This is a genomic window from Liquorilactobacillus capillatus DSM 19910, from assembly GCF_001434915.1.
GTDB lineage: Bacteria > Bacillota > Bacilli > Lactobacillales > Lactobacillaceae > Liquorilactobacillus > Liquorilactobacillus capillatus.
The window spans coordinates 1-20,415 of the sequence record NZ_AZEF01000013.1 but is presented as its reverse complement, the minus strand read 5'-3'; the positions used below and the strand labels follow the sequence as shown (position 1 = coordinate 20,415).

At 35.8% G+C, this 20,415-nt stretch carries 20 protein-coding genes and 1 tRNA gene; 3 read left to right on the top strand and 18 right to left on the bottom strand.

The genetic code is table 11. The features are described 5' to 3' along the window. Positions 1 to 489: 489 nt before the first annotated feature. From FC81_RS03140 to yycF, 18 genes are all read right to left on the bottom strand, one after another. Complete coding sequence (locus FC81_RS03140) at positions 490 to 792, bottom strand: hypothetical protein (protein WP_057742923.1); 303 nt, start codon at positions 790 to 792, stop codon at positions 490 to 492. Further along, positions 779 to 1,099, bottom strand: coding sequence for a DUF960 family protein (locus FC81_RS03135; RefSeq protein ID WP_057742921.1), 321 nt, complete (start codon positions 1,097 to 1,099; stop codon positions 779 to 781). Before FC81_RS03135 ends, FC81_RS03140 begins: the two co-directional genes overlap by 14 nt. Next, entirely contained in the window at positions 1,092 to 1,346 is a 255-nt protein-coding gene (locus FC81_RS11100) for a JAB domain-containing protein (protein WP_235804623.1), read from the bottom strand. Before FC81_RS11100 ends, FC81_RS03135 begins: the two co-directional genes overlap by 8 nt. 286 nt (positions 1,347 to 1,632) lie before the next feature. Next, positions 1,633 to 2,127: a hypothetical protein gene (locus tag FC81_RS03125; protein ID WP_057742918.1), complete on the bottom strand. Its 495-nt coding sequence runs from the start codon at positions 2,125 to 2,127 to the stop codon at positions 1,633 to 1,635. 30 nt (positions 2,128 to 2,157) lie between these two features. After that, positions 2,158 to 2,631: a hypothetical protein gene (locus tag FC81_RS03120; protein ID WP_057742916.1), complete on the bottom strand. Its 474-nt coding sequence runs from the start codon at positions 2,629 to 2,631 to the stop codon at positions 2,158 to 2,160. Continuing rightward, positions 2,621 to 2,995: a hypothetical protein gene (locus FC81_RS03115; protein ID WP_057742914.1), complete on the bottom strand. Its 375-nt coding sequence runs from the start codon at positions 2,993 to 2,995 to the stop codon at positions 2,621 to 2,623. The genes FC81_RS03120 and FC81_RS03115 overlap by 11 nt, the downstream gene beginning before the upstream one ends. Then, the gene (locus tag FC81_RS03110) at positions 2,995 to 3,273 is read right to left on the bottom strand and encodes a Mor transcription activator family protein (protein ID WP_057742912.1); all 279 of its coding nucleotides are present in this window, start codon (positions 3,271 to 3,273) and stop codon (positions 2,995 to 2,997) included. The genes FC81_RS03115 and FC81_RS03110 overlap by 1 nt, the downstream gene beginning before the upstream one ends. A gap of 434 nt (positions 3,274 to 3,707) precedes the next feature. Next, positions 3,708 to 5,345, bottom strand: a complete 1,638-nt coding sequence (locus tag FC81_RS03105) for a recombinase family protein (protein ID WP_057742910.1) — start codon at positions 5,343 to 5,345, stop codon at positions 3,708 to 3,710. A gap of 1 nt (position 5,346) precedes the next feature. Next, the gene (locus tag FC81_RS03100) at positions 5,347 to 6,735 is read right to left on the bottom strand and encodes a recombinase family protein (RefSeq protein ID WP_057742909.1); all 1,389 of its coding nucleotides are present in this window, start codon (positions 6,733 to 6,735) and stop codon (positions 5,347 to 5,349) included. Positions 6,736 to 6,844: 109 nt separating this feature from the next. Continuing rightward, positions 6,845 to 8,530, bottom strand: a complete 1,686-nt coding sequence (locus FC81_RS03095; protein WP_057742907.1) for a DUF927 domain-containing protein — start codon at positions 8,528 to 8,530, stop codon at positions 6,845 to 6,847. A gap of 174 nt (positions 8,531 to 8,704) precedes the next feature. Next, positions 8,705 to 10,270: a hypothetical protein gene (locus FC81_RS03090; RefSeq protein WP_057742905.1), complete on the bottom strand. Its 1,566-nt coding sequence runs from the start codon at positions 10,268 to 10,270 to the stop codon at positions 8,705 to 8,707. Between the two features lie 33 nt (positions 10,271 to 10,303). Beyond that, complete coding sequence (rlmH, locus tag FC81_RS03085; RefSeq protein WP_057742904.1) at positions 10,304 to 10,783, bottom strand: 23S rRNA (pseudouridine(1915)-N(3))-methyltransferase RlmH; 480 nt, start codon at positions 10,781 to 10,783, stop codon at positions 10,304 to 10,306. A 453-nt stretch (positions 10,784 to 11,236) separates the two neighbouring features. Further along, positions 11,237 to 12,541, bottom strand: a complete 1,305-nt coding sequence (locus tag FC81_RS03080; RefSeq protein WP_057742902.1) for a S1C family serine protease — start codon at positions 12,539 to 12,541, stop codon at positions 11,237 to 11,239. Positions 12,542 to 12,687: 146 nt separating this feature from the next. Then, entirely contained in the window at positions 12,688 to 13,506 is an 819-nt protein-coding gene (locus tag FC81_RS03075; protein ID WP_057742900.1) for an MBL fold metallo-hydrolase, read from the bottom strand. A 52-nt stretch (positions 13,507 to 13,558) separates the two neighbouring features. Continuing rightward, positions 13,559 to 14,362, bottom strand: a complete 804-nt coding sequence (locus tag FC81_RS03070; RefSeq protein ID WP_057742899.1) for a two-component system regulatory protein YycI — start codon at positions 14,360 to 14,362, stop codon at positions 13,559 to 13,561. 19 nt (positions 14,363 to 14,381) lie between these two features. Then, positions 14,382 to 15,725 (bottom strand): YycH family regulatory protein, encoded by a 1,344-nt coding sequence (locus FC81_RS03065; protein ID WP_057742897.1) that lies wholly within the window; start codon positions 15,723 to 15,725, stop codon positions 14,382 to 14,384. Next, entirely contained in the window at positions 15,715 to 17,577 is a 1,863-nt protein-coding gene (gene walK / locus FC81_RS03060; protein WP_057742895.1) for a cell wall metabolism sensor histidine kinase WalK, read from the bottom strand. Before walK ends, FC81_RS03065 begins: the two co-directional genes overlap by 11 nt. A 40-nt stretch (positions 17,578 to 17,617) precedes the next feature. Continuing rightward, on the bottom strand, positions 17,618 to 18,331 hold the full coding sequence (gene yycF / locus FC81_RS03055) for a response regulator YycF (RefSeq protein WP_057742894.1): 714 nt from the start codon (positions 18,329 to 18,331) through the stop codon (positions 17,618 to 17,620). Between the two features lie 310 nt (positions 18,332 to 18,641). Here yycF and FC81_RS03050 point away from each other — a divergent pair, with 310 nt between their 5' ends. The 3 genes from FC81_RS03050 to FC81_RS03040 all read left to right on the top strand — a co-directional run bounded on the left by FC81_RS03050 (position 18,642) and on the right by FC81_RS03040 (position 20,219). Continuing rightward, positions 18,642 to 19,499, top strand: a complete 858-nt coding sequence (locus tag FC81_RS03050; RefSeq protein ID WP_338041709.1) for a pyridoxamine kinase — start codon at positions 18,642 to 18,644, stop codon at positions 19,497 to 19,499. Between the two features lies 1 nt (position 19,500). Further along, complete coding sequence (locus FC81_RS03045; protein WP_057742892.1) at positions 19,501 to 20,061, top strand: ECF transporter S component; 561 nt, start codon at positions 19,501 to 19,503, stop codon at positions 20,059 to 20,061. Between the two features lie 85 nt (positions 20,062 to 20,146). Next, positions 20,147 to 20,219: transfer RNA gene (locus FC81_RS03040), tRNA-Lys, on the top strand. Positions 20,220 to 20,415: the final 196 nt, after the last annotated feature.

The following is a 20,415-nucleotide window of genomic DNA, read 5'->3' as shown; positions in this document are numbered from 1 at the left end:
GCGCATATCCTGTTATCCTTTTAATAATTATTTTACCTAAAATCACCCCCAAAAAGACAGTTTACTGAATACACTGTCTTTAATCTTTACTAATTATCTACTGGGTCAAAATACCATGACCATCATTCAAGAAATACGGGGCCACCTACATCTAGTTATCAACTTAGTTTATACCTCTGATGATCTTGGTCACAGTCATTGCCCACCAAAAAAATGTTGTTTACCCAGTACTTTATTAAATAACCAACCGCTTGTCCCAATTCCTGCCAGTCACTAACTTTTGTCTTTAAAATGTAAACGTAAATGCTAGAATTAAAAAAAATAAGCTTTACTTATAAAAGATTAGTAAAGCTTATTTTTGTATTCGCAAACTTAGTTTCTTTTTAGATGTTTCTGCACTTCATTTTCTGCCATTATTATTTGCCTTTCATTTCTTTAATAACTGTCGCAGCGGCTGAGATAATTACTCGTAGCGCTACTTCAATCCACTTACTCATTTTGACCTCCCCTCCCCCTAACTAGTTGATTATTGCTATCCAAAATCCCCCATGCTAGCAATTTCTGCTGTTGCAAGTCGGTTATCAAAAAACCAATATAACTTTCACAACCATAAAAATAAGCCATTACCTTTTGCGGCAATGGCTTTTCATCAATTGTTGGTACTTGAATCATTTCATCCTTGTGTAAAAAATATGTTTCAGGTACAAGTTCTTCATTTTTTACTTTGCGATTCAACAAAGAACTTAACTGTTGAACAATTATCATTTCCGCTTGATGTTTATAGAATTTCATCTTCGCTCTTCTCCTCATTGATTTCCTCTGGGAAAATCATCGTTGCCCTGTCAGACTGAACAATCACCCATAGCGTTCCTTCAAACAAATGCTTATAATTTTTGATTTCAAATACTTTACTGTAATTTTTATCTTCATACTTTAAAAACAGCTGCTGGCTCTGAATTGTAAATTCAAATCTTTGAACTAAAGCAAGCACTTGACTATTACGTCGTCTTTTATTGAGCAGTTGCCAACAAACCGCCTGTAATTCTCTAGGTACTGTTTCTTTAACTTTTTGAGTATAAAAAATACCCATCTCATTCATTGCTTGCTGCCCCAAAAATGTCTTTTGATTTCATTGAAAGATAACTTCCACCAAAACCTATGATAAGGTGCTCTAATAGCTTAATTTGTAATAACTCACAAACCTTATAAAGCTCTTGTGTGAAACTAATATCTGCTTTAGAGGGTGTAATATCTCCACTTGGATGATTATGAGCAACAATAATACTGGGAGCATTGGACAAAATTGCATTTCTAACTACATCATGTGATATAGCCCTTGAACTCAAAATCGTTACAATATGAACTATTGAAATATTAACTGGTTCTCCTTTGGCATTAAGTGCCGCCTACCACTAACTGCTCACTGGCTTTATCCTCGATAAATGATGAAAATAGGCCATAAGCCGCCTGGGATGTCGTACATTTGCGCTTTTCATATAAAAAACTTCCTTTTTTAATCAGCTTAATGCTGACAATAGAAACCCTCTTGTTCTTGTATTTACTAATGAGTTTTCACCTTTTCTGATTTAATACACAAAAAAAGACTTGGTTTGTTAATCCAAGTCTTTTAGCTTACGCTTGTGTTTTGTCCCTTAAATACTTCTGTACTTCTGCTTTATAACTCATCATTTTGAAAAAGCTTGGTCCAACCGTTACAATTTTCAGCCCGGAAGCCAAGGCTAAAATTGGCCAATTAAAAATCCCAATGAGAAAAGCTACTGTTTCCAACTGATCTGTTGCTTTAGTAAGATTTCCCTTAATAATTCTAGTTGAAAACTCCCATTTTTGATTTGCTCTATTCTGGGTAAACGTAAAACAGAATACACGATTCTTTTCGTTAGGATTAATAGCCTTAAAAACAACTATGCGTGAGTTATTTGCTGCTATTTTCTGAATTTCCTTCTGTAATTCTTTGTTTTGGACACCTTTAAGAAATTCCTTATCCGGGAACTCTGGCAATTTAAAATCCGCATGTTCAAATTTTGTTTGGTAACAGTCTGTTTTAATTTTTGACCGTAACAAGTCTTCAATTTTTCTTAGGTCATCTTCACTAATTTCATAGTACATTTGTTACCCCCATATTCTATAAACTTAAAATTATTTTTTGCTTCTACTCTGTTTTGTGATGTCAGTGATCTTTTGTTCAAGATCTATGTGGAAAAAGCGAGCCGCTCCACTTACAAGAACCAGTACATTACCGAGTAAAAATAACCAAGCTCCTAAGGCAAATGATGATGAACCACCAAAGTTCCCAGTATCACCTAACTGTCCTTTCAACACAAACAAAAAGATTAAACTCACAATTGGTAAACCAAATTTAAGCAAACTTTCATATTGCTGCAGTGATTTTATACGATCCACAACTAAAATCAAGGCTGGGACAATGATAAATAAAGTTCCCAACATGTAATCACTGTTAAAAATCAGCTTGTAACCTGGATAAGACAAACTGTAAACTAACCCTCCACCTGGATCCCCAGCATAAAAATTACCGACGAACAAAGATACTATCATAATGATTGACCCAATTATATCTAAATTAGCTATTGTTTTTTTAGTATTAATGTTCATTTTCTGTTGTACCTTCTTCCGTATAACCATTAGCAAGCAATTGATTTTTGAACCATGTATCATACATTGAACCAAACCAAGCTAGCTCAGCTAAATTAAGGATCAATGATATTACTGACCCCATCGCACTTGAAACGATAATATTGACTACCAACGCAATTACGAATGGAATAGCAATTTTGGCAACAAAACCTGTAGTCTTATATTTCTGGCTAAACACTGCATAAAAGATTGTAAAAATTCCTCCTAGCCAGTTAAACGATCCTTTAACCTGCTTCTTAATTGTTTTGCCATTAATCTCCCTTACCATCACTGTGTCTTGCAATACTCGATCATTAAAACCAAATAGTTCTGCAAAATTCATTATTTATCCCCCTTTTTTTCTTTATCTGCCTGATGAACCGTTTTCATAACCCACTTCTGTGAATAACCATACTTTCGTGCTAAAAACTGGGAATTACTTCCATCGTATTTTTTTAAGACCTGTATCGCAGCTCGTTTTCTATCATACAAGTGCGTTGGGATTGTCAATTGTGATCCGCGATAGTGTTCGTAAACTGCCAGCATTGCATCAATTCCAATTATTTCACTGAGCCCCTTATAAAAAGATTGTAGAGACTCAATATCAATTGGCTCTTTCATAACCGTTCCTCCCTTCATACATCTTTAAACACAAATTAACCTCCCTTTAAATTTTAGTCATTGCGTAATCCTTTCGCTACTTCACTTTAGAAGTAACGTTGCCTTGCATCTTCCTTACACTTCTCCTTCTATTCAAATAAATGCCCGCTATGTAAATTAGCCTGCATCCAATTTAATAATATATATGTGAAGTACCATTTATTACATCTTGAGCTGGAACTTTTCCTTAAAATTCCCAATAACACCCGTTCAACATTCCTTAATTATCTATTGATCGGACAAATGTATTGGCTGTTCTCAAGTGTCTAGAAAGACTAGACCCGTTTTCCCGATTTTTTAAGACAACTAATACATCTACATATAATCGTGTACAATAAATTGCAGTTTGGTAACCCTACCTGTAATTAATCATAAAAATATACGTTTACCATTTTTTATACTTTTATTATTATTTCTTCACTAGATTGCAAAGAAAGAGCAGGTGCTCCTTTCAGAGAACCTGCTCTTTCTTGTTGATGCTTCTTAATCTGCTGTATGATTTCCTTATTGAAGAGCATTTCTACCCAAACTAATTTTTCTTTGCGGTTAAATTGAATGTTATCAATAAACAATGCAAACATTTTTTTGAGGTATTTACGCTCCTTGTTCGAAATAATCTCTTTGATTAATCTTACAACTCTTTTTATCGATATATTTGTTGGCCCTTTTCCATACACCAATATTTTCTTCGAACACTGGTCTATTTGTAGTTGTAACTTAGAAACTTCATTGACTAAAGCTAATTTTCTAGGCGTAATACTTTGTGCAAGGATAGCATCCTCTTTACTGAGGTCCTCATATTTGCTAATTTTCTCCTCTAATTCTGCAATAATAGTCTTTTTGTTAGAAATAGTTTCCCGCAGCTGTTGAATATTAGCGCTTTTTTCCTTGTCCATTTTTCTCGCAATGATCTGCGCAATGTTCGGCTCGGTTACAACGTATAATAATTTTTTCATCACTAGTGTTTCGGCTTCTTCTGCACGAATTGAATTAGCGTGACAAACTTTGCTACCCTTATTACGAAAATTTGCACAACTGTAATAACGAATACGTTTTTTAGTTCCATCTTTCAAAGTATTGGTCGTATTACTTGCTGCCATCACTCCACCACATTCTGGGCACCTTAATAATCCTGTTAAGATGTTCGTTCCTTGATGATCCCACGCAGGAATCTTTGCTGTACTTTTCCGCCTCGCTTCAACTCGATCCCAAAGTTCTTGGGAAATTATAGGCTCATGTTTTCCCTGCACCAATACCATTTTTTTATTTAAGCCATTGCGCCTTTTTTTATCCCAATTACGGTACTTAGCATAGCGTACTTTCCCGACATACAATGGATTATCAATAATATTTTTTACCGCTATTGTTGAGAATGCATTTCTATTTTTTGTCTGATATCCGCACTGATTTAACTCATTAGCAATTGCTCTAAATCCCTTCCCCCGATCGAACAAATTGAAAATCAGACGAATAATTTTTGCTTCTCGGGGTTCGATGTTTAAAATTTTCTTTCCCGATTTATCAAGCCCAGGTTTATACCCTAACACACGACCAACAGTTGCATATCCTTCCTGTGCTCTCTTGTATGTCCCAAGGTAAACATTCTCGGCAATATTATTTCTTTCAAGTTCACTAACCGTGCCCATGATTGTAAACATAAATCTTCCTTGTGCTGAGTCAAGATCTATTTTTTCTGAGACAGAAGTAAAACCTATTCCGTTTCTCTGAAAAATATCGACCATTTCAAGCAGATCCTTCGTATTACGTGCAATTCGGCTATTCTTCCAGACAACAACCATATCAAATTTCTTGTTTTGAGCATCAGCAAGAAGTCTTTGAATTCCAGGCCTTTTTTCGACACTACTTCCAGAAATCCCTTCATCAGCATAGATTTTTACTAGCTCCATATCATCTTGCTGGCAGAATTCACTTATCTTTTGTCGTTGCGCATCTAACGAGTAACCTTCTATTGCCTGATCTCTAGTAGACACTCTGACATATCCAACTGTCTTTTTTACTTTTATTTCAGCCAAATTATAACAACTCCTTTTTTAATCGTATAAGGTCAAACTTGCCCTTGACCAATAAAATAGACTTAATATTTTTTCTTTGATCAATGATTACACTATTTACAATTAGATCGATGAACCCATCTCGTTCTAGCCTTGAAAACATCTCTAACCACAAACTTAATTTCATTTTACGTTGTCCGTTCTTAGATGTACTTCTATCACTGACAAGTACCAGCCGTTCCCTTAATTGTTCTACGGTTAAATCACCGTTTTCAAACTGTCTAAAGATTTGTTTATGGTTGATGGAGTGCTTCCCATCCCCCTTTATTTTTTTATTGGTGGAAAAATGTCGTACCACAGCTTTAATGAAATATTTTTGAAAAATTTCACTTTTAAAAATATCGTGAATTGTTTCCGTGACTTTCCGTTCAACATCAGTACTTCTAAGCCTATAGGAATGGTACGCCCTATCTTGTCGTGAATAGTTTGTGCCCACACTGCAATAGTAATAGCTGTAAGTTTTACCGTTTGAGCATACTCGGTTATCTGACATATGATGCTTACATAAGGGGCATATTAATTTTCCTTGCAGTAATTGCGGCTTTTTTCTGGTTTTTCTTTTTTGACAGAATTTTCTTTTCTTTACCATTAATGACTGTACCTCAGCAAAAATTTGCTTTTCTATGATAGGCGGATAAATATCCTGACGCTTCCCGTAATTCGTTTTAGCTATCCCAATGTAGTGTTGATTCATCAAAATTTGTTTTATCCTCACTGGTTGAAGATCCCTGTTAAACCTTTCTTTTACCAACGTCGATAATTTACGGTACCCCTTACCCTCTAGATATGTTTCGTAAAGAAACTTAACAATCACCGAAGTCGTTACTTCAATTTGAACCTTGTGTTGTCTATCAAAAAAATATCCATACGGCAACTGAGATGAAATTATCCGTCCCTGCTGAAACTTATGAGCTAGAGCCAATTGTACATTTTCCTGGATAATTGATCTTTCAAATTCTGCAACGGCTCCATAAATTTGTGCTTGTACCATCCCCACAGGTGTTGTAAAGTCGTCTAACTGTTCAGTCAGACTAATTAATTCTACCCCATTCTTTTGAAAGAGCTCCATCAATTGTAGAAGCTCTTTTGCATTACGACTTAAGCGATCAAGTTTAGTGACAATTAGATAATCAATTTGATTAATACACTTTATTTCTCTAATCAGGCTCTGTATCCCCTGACGATTAGATATGTGATGTCCACTCACGCCTTCATCCTGAAACATCTTCAAACTCCAGCCACGCTCTTGTGCAGTCCCTGCTATCCTTTGGCTTTGAGACAACAGGGAAAAACCCTGCGCGGCTTGTCTTTGGGTCGATACACGTACATATCCGACAGCCTTTATTTTCAAATTATCCCTCCTCCTTTCCATTCAAAAATTCAAAAATAATTTTTACTAATTGCTCAGCAAATTGCTCTATCGTCATATTTCTTTCGTCCATAACAAATAATCCTCCTTATTAATTTGAAAAATGTTTTTGATTAAGTACAAAAAAGCTTTCTCGATAATTCCAATCCAATTTTAGAGTATAAGTTACTTCACGCCGCCTGTTTATTGTAACTCGATTAGTTTTTCGGTCTTTTTCGCTTTCTAAAATACCACGCTTTTTCCATAATTTAAGAATTGTTGCCTTATCTTCGTAGCCCAGATCATCGAGTATCCGTGTCATTTCCTTTTTCAAAATAGCCACACGAATATTTGTATCAGTGCCTTCTGGACGGAGAAAAATTCCAATTAAGTTTAAAGGTGTGTTGTACTTATCTACATACGACTTGAGATCTCGCTGATGTTGTATCAAATATTGCACAACATCTGAAAATGCCTCTTGACCCACATCTTGGCCAATATGAGCATTATCTGTATGCTTGACAATAAAACCATGTAGTTTTTCCAAGTCAATACTTGTTCCCATCAGTTTATTTAAAAGATAGGCTGTTAGAACTATTACAGCATTTCGATCCGCAATCCGATGACGATACCTTGATTCAGGCAGCTGCTTAACACAAAGGTCAATACACTGTGTATAGCGCTCCGGAATAGCATTCCAGATAACATCTTCAGCTATAAGTCTTCTTACGAACTCAGGCTGTAACCATCCATAGTTTGTTGCTACCACACTTTTTATATGTTCTGCCTGTTCTGGACTAGTTGTGAATTCAACATCTGATAGCTCAAGTATCCTCACTTTTAGACCATCATTTTTAGCAACTTTTTCAGTCAAACGGGCTTCTCCTGTACTAATAATGGTAGTACTCCAATTACGAATTTTCTTTAACCCAGCATCCTGATTTGAACGTGCTTTTTCGTTTCCGTCCACTAATTGATAAACCAACGAAGTCATATCACGAATTTGAGAAATAGAAATCTCATCTAACACTAGTGGTATCCCGAAATTGTTATTAAGGGTCGCCATAAGAGCATTCTGAGTTGTTGCCCAAGTCCGTATAAGGCCTCTATTGTTAGTAGTTGGGCGGCCGGAAACTGAAGCAGCAAGCTGCGCACTAGTGGTTTTTCCCGAAGAAGATTGACCTACGATATGAACAAGGAGATTGGAAATATCTGGATTAATGAAAGAAACCAATGGAACCAGTGTTGACGAAGCCCCCAGAACCAAAGCAAGTTCTAAGGCCGTATTCCCCATTACTTCCTGTTGGACCATATTATTCCAATCATCAAAAGTTCCACGTGAAACGAGATCATATCGAGAGCCTTCGTTAAAGCCAACCATGTTTTTAGAACTTATCAATTCAGCATGGGCAAATTGCTTATCATCTTGCCAATTATTTTTTTCTACCCAACCAACTGAATTGTAATAATATTGAATCGGTATACATCCTCTCTGCGCGATTAAATAATCAAGTACCGCAATTTTATTCCTAACTGGGAAATTTACACCTTGCGAAATCAACTTCTCAATACCCTGTGTTGTGAAAAGCTTCCCATCAATTCTAATGTTTTCAAAATAGCCCGTTGCAGTTTCAAAATACTGCAAATCGTAAATCTCAGCATGAGTCTCTAAACTTCGATAGTGACCAACAATTCCCATGACAGGTGTAATAAATTTAGCCCCATCCTTTTCACGTCTATAAATAGCCGTGTTCTGTAAACAATAAGGGTAAGGTATGATATTCTCATTTAAATACATTTTGAATTCCTCCTATAAAATAATATATGCATAAGTTTGTACTCGGAACAGATACTCACTTAATATCTGCATCCGATGCATATATACTAACTTTCCGTATAAAAAAAATAAGCTGAAAGCAAGAAAAAAAGATTTTTGCTTTCAGCTTATTTTTTTTTTTTAGATTTGTTATATTTAAAGGTTATCCATCATTTTTCTACTAATCGGAGATTGAATAAAATAACTCGAAATTTTTTCAAGATAATCATCCCTAGTATCGGAACCATTTTTACTGACTTCTTCAAATGTCCACAATAATATACAGGTTTTTTTAATGATACTGTCTAGCATGGTAATCATTTCATTTTTAATTTCAGAGATATTTTCTTCTTTAGGATATTTTTTCCTTATTTCATCTTCATCAGCAACCAGATATCTTATTATTTGATTTATTTGATTCAATTCAATAATAAGTCGTCCAATTAAATTCCTTTTCTGATTAGCTATGTCTTTTCCACCGTACGTTTCTAAGCATTTTAAATGCTCTTTATCCACACACTTTAATACTTTACGAAAAAGAACAACCTCATCTGAAGAAACTTTATGAAACTTTGCATCCTTTATAGAATTAATTTCACCTTTTAACTTCAAAAGAGTAGTTTCTAATCGATTTGTAAAATCCAAAATATCTAATTTGCTTCTTTTCTTATAAAGAGTCCCATCTTCGTAACCGACTTCATCCCCCCATATAAAATTGGCAAAGTTTCTTTCTACCTCTATCCTTTTTTGTTTGTCGTTACCATTTTTTAGCATGGCTTCTTTTCGTTCTAGATTCTCATATATAGAACATACATTGCCTAAAAGCTCATTTTTCCTAAGCTCCTCAGAAAAAGATTTTTTTAGATTCTTATATTTTTTATGCTCTACTTCATAACACTGCATTTCTTTAAACTTCATAAATTTTTCTAAGCTTTTAGATTTCCTTTTTATTTCTTCTCTTTTGTGGATAAACACAGCAATATTAATCATAAGAGCAGGTGTATTAATATCCGCATACCGTCCGCTAATCGTTAATAAGCTATTATTGATATACTCATTTATAACCACTTCCATATATTTTGAAAGTACGTCATCTTTTAAGTTACTTTTTGCTATTTTTAAATCACTGATAAAATTTTCATCAGCTATATCTAATAATTTATATTTTTTAGAAGCAAAATCCTTATTTTCTCTAATAATAAGCTCTAAAGATCGTGTGGCTTCTTCATAAAAAGAAGACCTCGTCTGGTTGGACATATTCTTAGCAGTTTCCAAGAACTCTGACACCGTAGATTTAAAATTTATCAACTCTTGAACCTGTGCGTTCATATCTTTATATGCCCTTGACTCAAGAATAATTTTCCTAGCTATACTATCTTCTTTCATTTTCCATATGGCTTTGTCCAACTCACAGTAATAATCTATTTGATCTTCTACATCCACTCTTTTAAATGCTTCCGCTGTTCGTACACCATTTCCCTTAATCAAATAAGGATTTGATTTCTTCAACTCTGCTTTTAAAAGTGTCCCTAAAATCTCAACTTCCTCTTCCATAAAATGGAAATTTCCATCATCATTATCTTTAGAAAAAACATCGCTTTTTTTAAATGTTTGAAGCATATTTTCATAGGTATTTGCTATAGACTTACTGCTAATGTCTGCCTTTGACACAGCTTTTCTGTAAATATCTCTTTTATTTTTAGTCATAATTTTTTTAATCACAAATCTCCTAATTTAAAACTATTTGAAACCGCATCACTTATGATACGGACTACCTGCATTGATCATAAAACTGCGGTAAACCTGTTCCGTCAGAACTAACCGCATCAACTGGTGTGGCAATGTAAAACGACCAAAAGATACTTGTGCTTCAACCCGCTTAAGGACAGCTTCGCTCAAACCTAATGAACCACCGATAATGAAGGTGATATCGCTATGACCATATGTTCCTAGCTTTTGTAACTCGTCAGCTAATTCCTCAGATGAGCGTTCTTTACCCAGAATAGCCAGTGCATAAACATATTCTTTACTTTGAATTTTGTTTAGGATTCGCGCACCCTCAACTTCTTTAACCTGCTCCATTTCGGCATGACTCAACTTTTCCGGTGCTTTTTCATCCGCAACTTCAATTATTTTAAACTTACAGAACTTGCTTAATCTTTTTGTGTACTCTGCAATTCCCTGTTTTAGATATTTTTCTTTCAGTTTACCAACAACTACAATTTTAATGTTCATAACTCTCCACCTTTTCACAAGTTATCCCCAAAGTTATCCACTTATCCACAAGCCGATTTCTATATCTTGCACCGAACAAATTTTCGTCACAATATTTATTAATTTCAATTTTGTCAAGTCAAAATTTTTTATCCACAGTTATTAACAACTAATAAGTATTTATCTTTCACTATCAAACACTATTATAGCAACGTTTATTAGTTATGTTACCCATTTTTTAAAAAGTTACACACAGCTTTTACACACAACTGTGGATAACTCCAAACTGTATAAAAAGCTAACTTGCCAACCGTTTTGACCTTTTTCAACAACCACTATCCTAGTAAATCACTTTTTTATCCACAAATAAAGAGTTATCCACCGTTAAGACACAAAAAAAGGCTTTTCTGCATCTGTTTAGTCGCATACAGAAAGACCTTTTTTAATCCATAATTATCTTTAAACTTTATAATACTAATTACCTGAATTTGAAGACGTTGTTGTATTTGAATCATCTGCTTCAAGTGATAGTTTTACATTCGCTGTTTTCTGTGTCCCTTCATGATAATACTTCACTTCAACTGTATCACCTATTTTATGGTTATACAAAACTTCACGTAGAGAAGATAATCCTTTAACTTCTTTACCACCAAGCGAAGTAATAACATCATACTTAGTTATCCCTGCAGACTTAAGCGGTGAATTGTCAGCTACTTTTAAGACAACTACCCCACTTGTAATACTTGTTGGTAACTTAAGTACTGACTTCTGATCACTTGTAGAAACATAGTTTAAGTCTACTAGTGAGATTCCTAATGCTGGTCGTTTTATCTTGCCGTCTTTTACCAGTAAGTTAATGACCTTGACAACCTCGTTACTAGGGATCGCAAAACCCATCCCTTCAACAGAGGTTGAGCTGGTTGAACTACTACTTGACCCAGTATTAGCTAGTTTCATCGAGTTTATTCCAACAACTTGTCCCGAAAGATCAATCAATGGACCACCAGAATTACCCGGATTAATAGCTGCATCTGTTTGAATAACCGTTGTTTGTCCTGAATTAACACCAGAACTATCCGTTGTATCAATCGTCCTCTTCTTAGCTGAAATGATTCCTTGTGTTAATGAAGTTGCATAGGTTGAACCTAACGGTGATCCGATTGCAAGAGCTGTCTGCCCAACTTGAATATTGTCAGAATTGCCGAAGGAAGCTACCTGTTTAACGTTATTAGCGTTGATTTTCAAAACCGCTAAGTCAGTAACTGAATCGTGACCAACTACTGTGGCCTCTTCCTTCTTCCCGTCATTTAATAGAACCTCTACTTTATTTGAACCAGAGATAACATGGTTATTAGTTACAATAAAAGCCGTATTATCACTCTTTTTATAGATTACCCCTGATCCTTCACTTTCCGAGGTTGCTCCGCTGCTACTGGAACCAGAGCCGAAAATATCATCTAGTGAGTCCCCAGAACTTTTCGTTGAGTAAGCCTCTACCGAGACAACTGCATTTTGAATCTTATTAAATGCCTTTGTACTTTGGGTACTAACATTAACTTTGATATTGCTAACACCAGTTTGACCTTTAGCATTGTTTGTCGTCACCGCGTTGGATTCACTTTGCTGGTAAACTGTATATCCACCAACAATTGCACCACCGCCGATAATACCACCTACTAGTGCGATCAAAAAAAGTTTTAGCATCCCAGATCGTTTCTTAGCCCCGCCAACCTCGCTATACTTTGCTTCTTTTTCCTTTTGCTCATTACCATTTTTCATGCGTTTTGTATTTTCTCTTAGTTAGAGATAAATACTTCCCTCCCTCCAATTAAAATATCCATACTTACGTATGTTTCCATTTTAACGATAAAGTTTGAAAAAAGCATGAATAAAATACTAAATTTGTCTAAAAAAAATTAATTTTATTAAATGATTGTTAATTTTGTTGCCTTATTTGGATCAGTATCAAAAATATTGAAATCATGACCAACACCAAAATCGTGCTGCTCCATCGTTGATGCTACTGTTAAATGAGCTAACTCCTTAACATTGTTATCCTGACTTAAGTGACCAAGATAAATCTTCTTAGTATTTCGGCCTAAAATATCCATTAAGGCCGTTGCTCCATCATCATTTGAAAGATGCCCGCGATCGCTCAATATCCGTTGTTTAAGTGGCCATGGATAGCCACCCATACGTAACATTTCAACATCATGGTTGCATTCTAATAAATATCCATCAGCATTTTTGATGACTCCTTCAACACCTTCAGAAACATAGCCGGTATCCGTTAAAATAACAAATGCATGTCCATTATGATGAATCTGATAAAATTGTGGTTCTACAGCATCATGCGAAACACCGAAGCTTTCGATATCTAAGTCACCGAACGACATCGTCTTTCCCATCTCAAAAATATGCTTTTGCTCAACCGGAACCTTACCGATCTTATGTGCCATTGCTCCCCATGTTCCCTTATTAGCATAGACATCAAGCTGATACTTTCGGGCTAAAACACCAACACCCTTACAATGATCGCTGTGTTCATGTGTTACCAGTAAACTGTCAACGTCATTCAGATCCCGACCAATTGACTGCATTAACCCAGCTATCTTCTTACCGCTTAATCCGGCATCAACGAGTATTTTACGTTTAGGCGTTTCAATATATGTAACATTACCCGTACTTCCGCTAGCTAGCACACTGATCTTCATTGTATCTTCTTGTTGATTATCTATTGCCATTCTATCTATCTGCCCTTTCTTGATTCTTACTGTATTTTACTTAAATAGCTATTTAATTATTTTCTTCCATAAATGCACCAGTGAAGGCATTTATCCGCCGATACTGAATGCCGCCTGACGAATCGCTTTTAACCTTGATAACCCAGGTTGGGATATAAACAATACTGTCATTAACTGTTAGTAGCTGAGTGTACCCCAGACGAACCCATTCAACTGTGCTATTATTGATCAGCTTATTATATTGATACAGCCAGATCAAGGCCCGTTGCTGACTGATCATTGGTTTCTTTTCGCGCAACGTCTCAATTTTAGCTAGATGCCCTTGTGTATACTCAGTTATATAACCATTTCGAATTGTAAATTTAATTTGCCCATTAGCTGTGTAAACGGGTGATCCCAAGGCCCTTTGAGTATACACAGCACTCTTCTTAGTTGACAGATACTTATCGTATTGATAGTCATCCCCGTCAATCACTTTAGTACTGTCCTTTACAACCTCATCTAGTGTTTTTTGTGGATAATCAGTATTTTTGATTTTAATGCTCGTTCCAAAATCAACAGTCAATTTATGGTTATTATATGACCAGAGAACACCCTGAAGCTGACCTGCTCGTTCCTTAAGATTACTCTTTACCGGACTTGCAATATAGAAACCTTCTTTTTTTTGATTAGACAACGACCCATACGATATTTGATCATTATGAATACTTCTCATAATCGACGTTGTAGTATTTCTTGATGAAGTATTAGCTGTTGATTCAACCGCATCATCTTTTTGCTTGTATGATGCAAACAAAAAAATATCCAGCGCAATAAATGCTATAAAGAAAATCAATTCTATTCGTTTAAAATTCACTTTTGCGCCGCCCTTTCAGCTAATTCCCACTATTTGAAGTCGAGTTTAACAACTTGTTATATTCTGTCCACTTGCCATTATAATTCACAAAGTACGTCGGAACTAAGTCGATAACTAAACTTGAAGCTTCATTTTTACGCCAGCTATACCCGATTTGAATATTTTTTAGTTTATTTGCCGAATAGCCCGCGTTGATTAAGTTTTGATAAACAGTCACAGTTGGCGGTAACGTTACACTTTTCCCACCTGATGGGACCGGAACCTGCAAACTCAACAGTGAAAAGTCATATTTCAGTCCGCCAGAACTTAGTGTCTGGATCTTAAATGCCCCATAATTATTTTCATTGATAATTGGAAATCCAGCAACATAACTACGATAGATAACAGTTCCATTTACTTGATTAAACTCTGAATAATGCACATCATCCAGGGATGTTCCAATTATGTTTAACTTTGTAAAACTCCTTTTTAGATGATCATTAAAAGATTGGCGCTCAATTACACTGTTATTATAGTCAGAGTTAGAGTAGTTAGCATACTTGATCCGGTTAGTTGGATCCTCAACTGTCATTCGGTTATCTGCTCCATCTGAGTAGATAATCTTATCCTTTTGCATTTTAGTCGTTATTGAGTTTCCGCCATTAGAATCCAATAGCTGGGTAACAAAAGAACTGGCATTAGCCTTGTTAATTAAGTAAGTATAATGCGGTACTTGAACAGTGTTCAAATAAAACATCGTCAAATACCCATCTAGTAAATAATACTCTACCTGTAATCTGTTACTTTTATTATTCTCAGCTATTTTAGCTGTTTTTCTAATATTCTCATTTCTTAGTTCAAGTTTATAAATTGTTTTTGCCTGATCATTTAGAAGATACATCACTTTTTTCTGCTTCAGAGGAATTAAAATGCGATTATACTTATCATCATGATATTTTTTTATTGTTTTTGAAAAAGTTTTGTTAAATAATTTTATTGTTAGATGATCTGAGTAATTTAAAACAACCGCATTTTTCTGTTCTAGAAAAGCAACGTATTCCTCTTCGTTTCTTAGAGCTGTTTTAGTAACTGTATCCGATACTTTCCACTTACGGATTTCTGTCCGTAACTTATTAACCAAACTAACTTTTGAACTGTCCAGCTGATACTGCTGCCGATCTTGATTCAAAATAACCTGTACAGGGGCATAGATATCACTTAAAGTTTTATTACTTGCAGTTGCGTCGTTTTCACCTGGCGAAGTCGTTGTCTTTGAGTCTCGCTGAAAAGTAGCCGGGTTCGTTAAGATGATGGTTGTTAAAATAACACTTATAATCACGGTAACTGTCAAACCTGTATGCAATAAGAAGCCTTTAATTTTCATCCCATAAATCCCCCTCGTATTCTTCATAAGGTAACGAGATATAGAATGTTGAACCCTTTCCTTCTATACTATCAACCCATATCTTTCCACCATGTAGCTCGATAACTTCCTTCGAGATAGCCAAACCTAAACCAGTTCCTCCTTGCGCACGTGATCTTGCTTTATCCACTCTGAAGAAACGATCAAAAATATGTGATACATCCTTCTTAGGAATCCCCAGACCTTGATCCGAAATACTTAAGATAACGTGGTTATGTGTCTCTAATAAGCGACATGTGACCACTCCGCCATCAGGTGAATACTTAATGGCGTTATTCATAATATTATCAACAACTTGCATGAACTTATCTGTGTCGATTTCGACCCATAGCTCTCTTCGTGTAAAGTCGCGCTTGATAGTATAGTTCTTCTTGGCTTTTTTATTATCGTTTGTATCTGTCTTCAACATCATATCAAAACGATCAAGGATATAATTATATAACTCATTTAAATTAACTAACTCTAAATCTAGTTTTGATGTTCCAGAATCCATTCGGGAAAGGCTCAATAAATCGTTGATCATTCTGATCATTCGGTCAGTTTCATCCTGAGTCACCTTTAGAAAGTTCGGTGCGACCTTAGGATCTTTCCATGCACCGTCGTTCAGGGCCTCGATATAGCTTCGCATACTTGTCAGAGGTGTTCGCAATTCATGTGACACATTCGAAACAAACTGCCGCCGTTCACGATCAATCTTCTTTTGTTCAGTAACATCATGTAAAACACATACTAGTCCACTAATAAAACCTGATTCACGCTGAATTAAAGAAAAGTAGGCATTCAGAACCTGTTCGTGTTCATCGTCAGAAAGATTAAGGATAATTTCATCATGTTTCTCCAACAAATCACGTAACGTATACCGGCCACGAATATTCAATACATCTAAAATGGACTGACCATCAGCTTCTGCAGCGTCAATATTTAGTGCTTCGGAAGCCATCTCATTCATAATAATGACATTTCCGCGCCGATCAGTTGCGATCACTCCATCAGACATATGTGACAATACACTATCTAAGCGTCGTCGTTCAGCTTCCGATGATTCCTGTGCCTCTTCCACTCGTACTGATAGATTATTAACCGCCTGTGCCAGTTGTCCTAACTCATCGTTACCGTAGACATGCACTTGTCCAGAATAATCACCGCGCGCAATTCGTGCTGTTTGTTTCTTCATTTCATCAATCGGCTGTGTAATAGCCCGGGAAATTAAGATCGCTAGGAATAAGCCCAGCCCCGTTGCAATTAACGCGGCAGAAAAAAAGATCACCGTAACATTACTAAGTGATGAATAAACCTGTTCCAAGCTTGCCCTTAAATAAACAGCCCCTACTAAAGTATTCGTATTTCCACTTGAACTGAATAAAGGCGTAATTGAAACATAATATCGCTTATCATCAGTTTTATCGTACGTTAATTTAGTATAGGTCCTCCCATTATAAAGAACTTGTTTAATATCCTCATCAGTTGTCTTTTGACCGACCCATGATTGACTGTTAACGTCACTATCGCCTCTGATAGTTCCCTTTGTATCAACAACTTGAACTTGCGTTACGTTAGAGTTATTGATGTCCTCCAAAATATCTCGAATATTTGCATTGGCGCTCTTCATATCACCCTTAGCTAGATTATCAATCAAAGAATTATCAACATAACTTGATAGTTCGACTTGTTGCTTAAAGGTCTTTAAGTCATCTTTCTTTAATTGTTGTACAAAATAAGCCCCGATTATTTGGAACGTTATTAGAAATAATAACGCAAAAACGAGAGCTATTTTAAAGTGTATGGATTGAAAAAAATATAGTTTTTTATTCATTACAACTCCACTAACCTACTAGACCTAATTCCAACTATTTTTATTCTGTTTCTGGATTACGTAAATAATAGCCAACTCCACGACGTGTGACCAACCATGTCGGATGACTGGGATTATCTTCGACCTTTTCACGTAAGCGTCGAACTGTTACGTCAACTGTTCTAACATCGCCAAAATAATCATAGCCCCAAACTGTTTGCAAAAGATGTTCACGCGTCATAACCTGACCGATATGTTTGGCCAAGTAATACAACAATTCAAATTCACGATGTGTTAATTCAATATTTTCATCCCGTTTAGAAACCATATAGGCCTCCGGATGAATCGTTAAATCACCGATTGTAATTTCGTTATTCTTATTTTCATCTTCATTTTGTGCAGTTGCCGCTACGCTTGATTGGCGCCGCAAATTGGCTTTAACACGCGCAACTAACTCCCGGTTGGAGAAAGGTTTGGTGACGTAATCATCAGCCCCTAATTCTAATCCCAAAACCTTATCAATCTCAGCATCTTTCGCAGTCACCATGATAATAGGCATATCATGCGTTTTACGAACTTCACGAGCAACTTCTAGGCCATCAATTTTAGGCAACATAATATCAAGTAAAATTAAATCCGGATTAACCTCTTCTACTTGTTTTAACGCTTCCTCGCCATCATAAGCTGTATAGACATCAAAGCCTTCCTTAGTCAAATTGAATTTAACTATATCAGAGATCGGCTTCTCATCATCCACGACTAATATTTTTTTCATTTTCAAGCTCCTTCCAATAACCGCTTAATAAACTGCGAATTTAAGCGATCACTTAAGCAGTTTTTCAAAAAAAGACTGCCATATTGTTAACTGATATAATCTACGCTCAATTTCAGTTATCTCTCTGGCTAAATTATATTTTTTTAGAATCTTTCAAACCGTAGTCCACTTCATTATAACCTATCCTTAAATTAAAGCCAACTAGCCTCTAAATACCAACTATCTGAGCTACTTTATAATGAATTATGGCAAAGGTCTAATTGTGCTATAATATTGTTACTTTATAAAAATTAAGGAGGTGTATCTTATAGTGAAAAATATTCTTGTTGCCCAAGACCTTTCGTGTGCTGGACAAGTATCTATGAGTGTCGCTTTACCTTTGCTGGGTGCCGCAGGTTTGCGTCCAACTATTTTACCAACAGCTCTTCTATCAACCCATACTGGAGGTTTAGGAACTAATACTTACCTTGACCTGAGCAATGAGCTAAAAAAAATTATTAACCATTGGCATTCACTTGACCTTAAATTCTCAGGTGTCTATTTTGGATATTTAGGTCAACAACCATTAACGATTATTTCACAATACTTCGATATGCTTGTAACTCCACAATCATTTGTTCTTATTGATCCTGTAATGGGCGACCATGGTCGTTTATACCGCGGATTCAATAATAACTATACTGCAGGAATGCGGCAGTTAGTAAGTAAGGCACGAATAATTACTCCCAATATAACTGAAGCTGCATTTCTTTTGGGTAAAAAGCCAACAACTACAGCAATTTCTCTTTTTGAAGCAGAACAACTGCTGCAAGAATTGAAAGAAACCTTTGATATCGAACAAATTGTTCTAACAGGTGTTCATTTACTCAATAATAAGATCGCTGTTCTTAGCTACGATAAAATTTCCCAGGAAATATGGAGTCGGCAGGTACCTAAAATTCCTGGAAGTTATTTTGGTACTGGCGATCTTTTTGCCAGCGTTCTATTCATTATGCTAGTACAGAAGATCGATCTTAAGACTGCTATCAGTAAAGCAATGGATTTTGTTAGTCACTCTATTCATAGTACACTCAACATGGTTGATTTTAATCCACACTACGGTGTTGATTATGCTGCGCAACTACCACAGCTTTTAAAAGATTTAGCACATATGCCAAGGAGGGCTTAACATGCTGCATTATAATAAGAATTCGTTGCAAGCAATTATTATGACTGGACTGTTTACCGCACTGATTTATCTCGGGATTTTTATCTTTAGAATACCGATTCCAGCCCTTGTTGGTAGGCCTTTTATCCATTTCGGCAATACCTTAGCAATTTTAGCTGTTTTGTTTCTTGGTTTACGTAACGGCGCTTTAGCCGGAGTAATTGGCTTAGGCGGTTTCGATATTTTAAATGGCTATGCATTAACTTCATGGTTAACTATGTTAGAGATTACAGTTGTTGCAGTTGTTGTCAGTCTTTTACTAAAAGCTTTCGACTACAATGATAGTAAGCAAAATATTATTATTATCGCTATTATCGCTGGTACGCTCAAAATTGGAACATCTTACTGTACATCGATTATTGAAGCGTTGATGGTTGGAACGACCTTTAAAACAGCAATTGTTGCCTCTTTCTTCAGTCTGCCAGCGACTGTTATCAACTCAATTTCGACAGCAATCTGTGTTCCTCTGCTTTACTTTTTATTGAAACAAATTTTTAGTTCAATTAGGCGACGCCACAATTAGTAAGGCCACTCTTTTATAACTTTTTTTAATTTTTCCTTGCATCTTATCAATATAAATGGTAATATATTTTTTGTTGATAAGATATGGGTGGCTAGCTCAGCTGGCAGAGCAACGGACTCTTAATCCGTGGGTCCAGGGTTCGATCCCCTGGCCACCCATCAGACAGTACGTAACCAGTGATAAAGGCTTGTAAAATAGCGTTGTTGCTGGTTTTTTATTTTATATATTTGCATCTAATCAGAATAAATAATAAAAAAAGAGAACCAAAAAGAGAACTACAAAATATTTTCTGGCGGCAAGTGGCTGTTACTCAATCGAGTAGCAGTTTTTTAGTGCAAAAAAATAACCAGCTCA

Excerpts from the sequence above, each read along its gene's own strand:
- FC81_RS03140 (WP_057742923.1), bottom strand. The coding sequence starts at position 792 with ATGAAATTCTATAAACATCAAGCGGAAATGATAATTGTTCAACAGTTA.
- FC81_RS03135 (WP_057742921.1), bottom strand. The coding sequence starts at position 1,099 with ATGAATGAGATGGGTATTTTTTATACTCAAAAAGTTAAAGAAACAGTA.
- FC81_RS03125 (WP_057742918.1), bottom strand. The coding sequence starts at position 2,127 with ATGTACTATGAAATTAGTGAAGATGACCTAAGAAAAATTGAAGACTTG.
- FC81_RS03120 (WP_057742916.1), bottom strand. The coding sequence starts at position 2,631 with ATGAACATTAATACTAAAAAAACAATAGCTAATTTAGATATAATTGGG.
- FC81_RS03115 (WP_057742914.1), bottom strand. The coding sequence starts at position 2,995 with ATGAATTTTGCAGAACTATTTGGTTTTAATGATCGAGTATTGCAAGAC.
- FC81_RS03110 (WP_057742912.1), bottom strand. The coding sequence starts at position 3,273 with ATGAAAGAGCCAATTGATATTGAGTCTCTACAATCTTTTTATAAGGGG.
- FC81_RS03095 (WP_057742907.1), bottom strand. The coding sequence starts at position 8,530 with ATGTATTTAAATGAGAATATCATACCTTACCCTTATTGTTTACAGAAC.
- rlmH (WP_057742904.1), bottom strand. The coding sequence starts at position 10,783 with ATGAACATTAAAATTGTAGTTGTTGGTAAACTGAAAGAAAAATATCTA.
- FC81_RS03080 (WP_057742902.1), bottom strand. The coding sequence starts at position 12,541 with ATGAAAAATGGTAATGAGCAAAAGGAAAAAGAAGCAAAGTATAGCGAG.
- FC81_RS03075 (WP_057742900.1), bottom strand. The coding sequence starts at position 13,506 with ATGGCAATAGATAATCAACAAGAAGATACAATGAAGATCAGTGTGCTA.
- FC81_RS03065 (WP_057742897.1), bottom strand. The coding sequence starts at position 15,725 with ATGAAAATTAAAGGCTTCTTATTGCATACAGGTTTGACAGTTACCGTG.
- walK (WP_057742895.1), bottom strand. The coding sequence starts at position 17,577 with ATGAATAAAAAACTATATTTTTTTCAATCCATACACTTTAAAATAGCT.
- yycF (WP_057742894.1), bottom strand. The coding sequence starts at position 18,331 with ATGAAAAAAATATTAGTCGTGGATGATGAGAAGCCGATCTCTGATATA.
- FC81_RS03045 (WP_057742892.1), top strand. The coding sequence starts at position 19,501 with ATGCTGCATTATAATAAGAATTCGTTGCAAGCAATTATTATGACTGGA.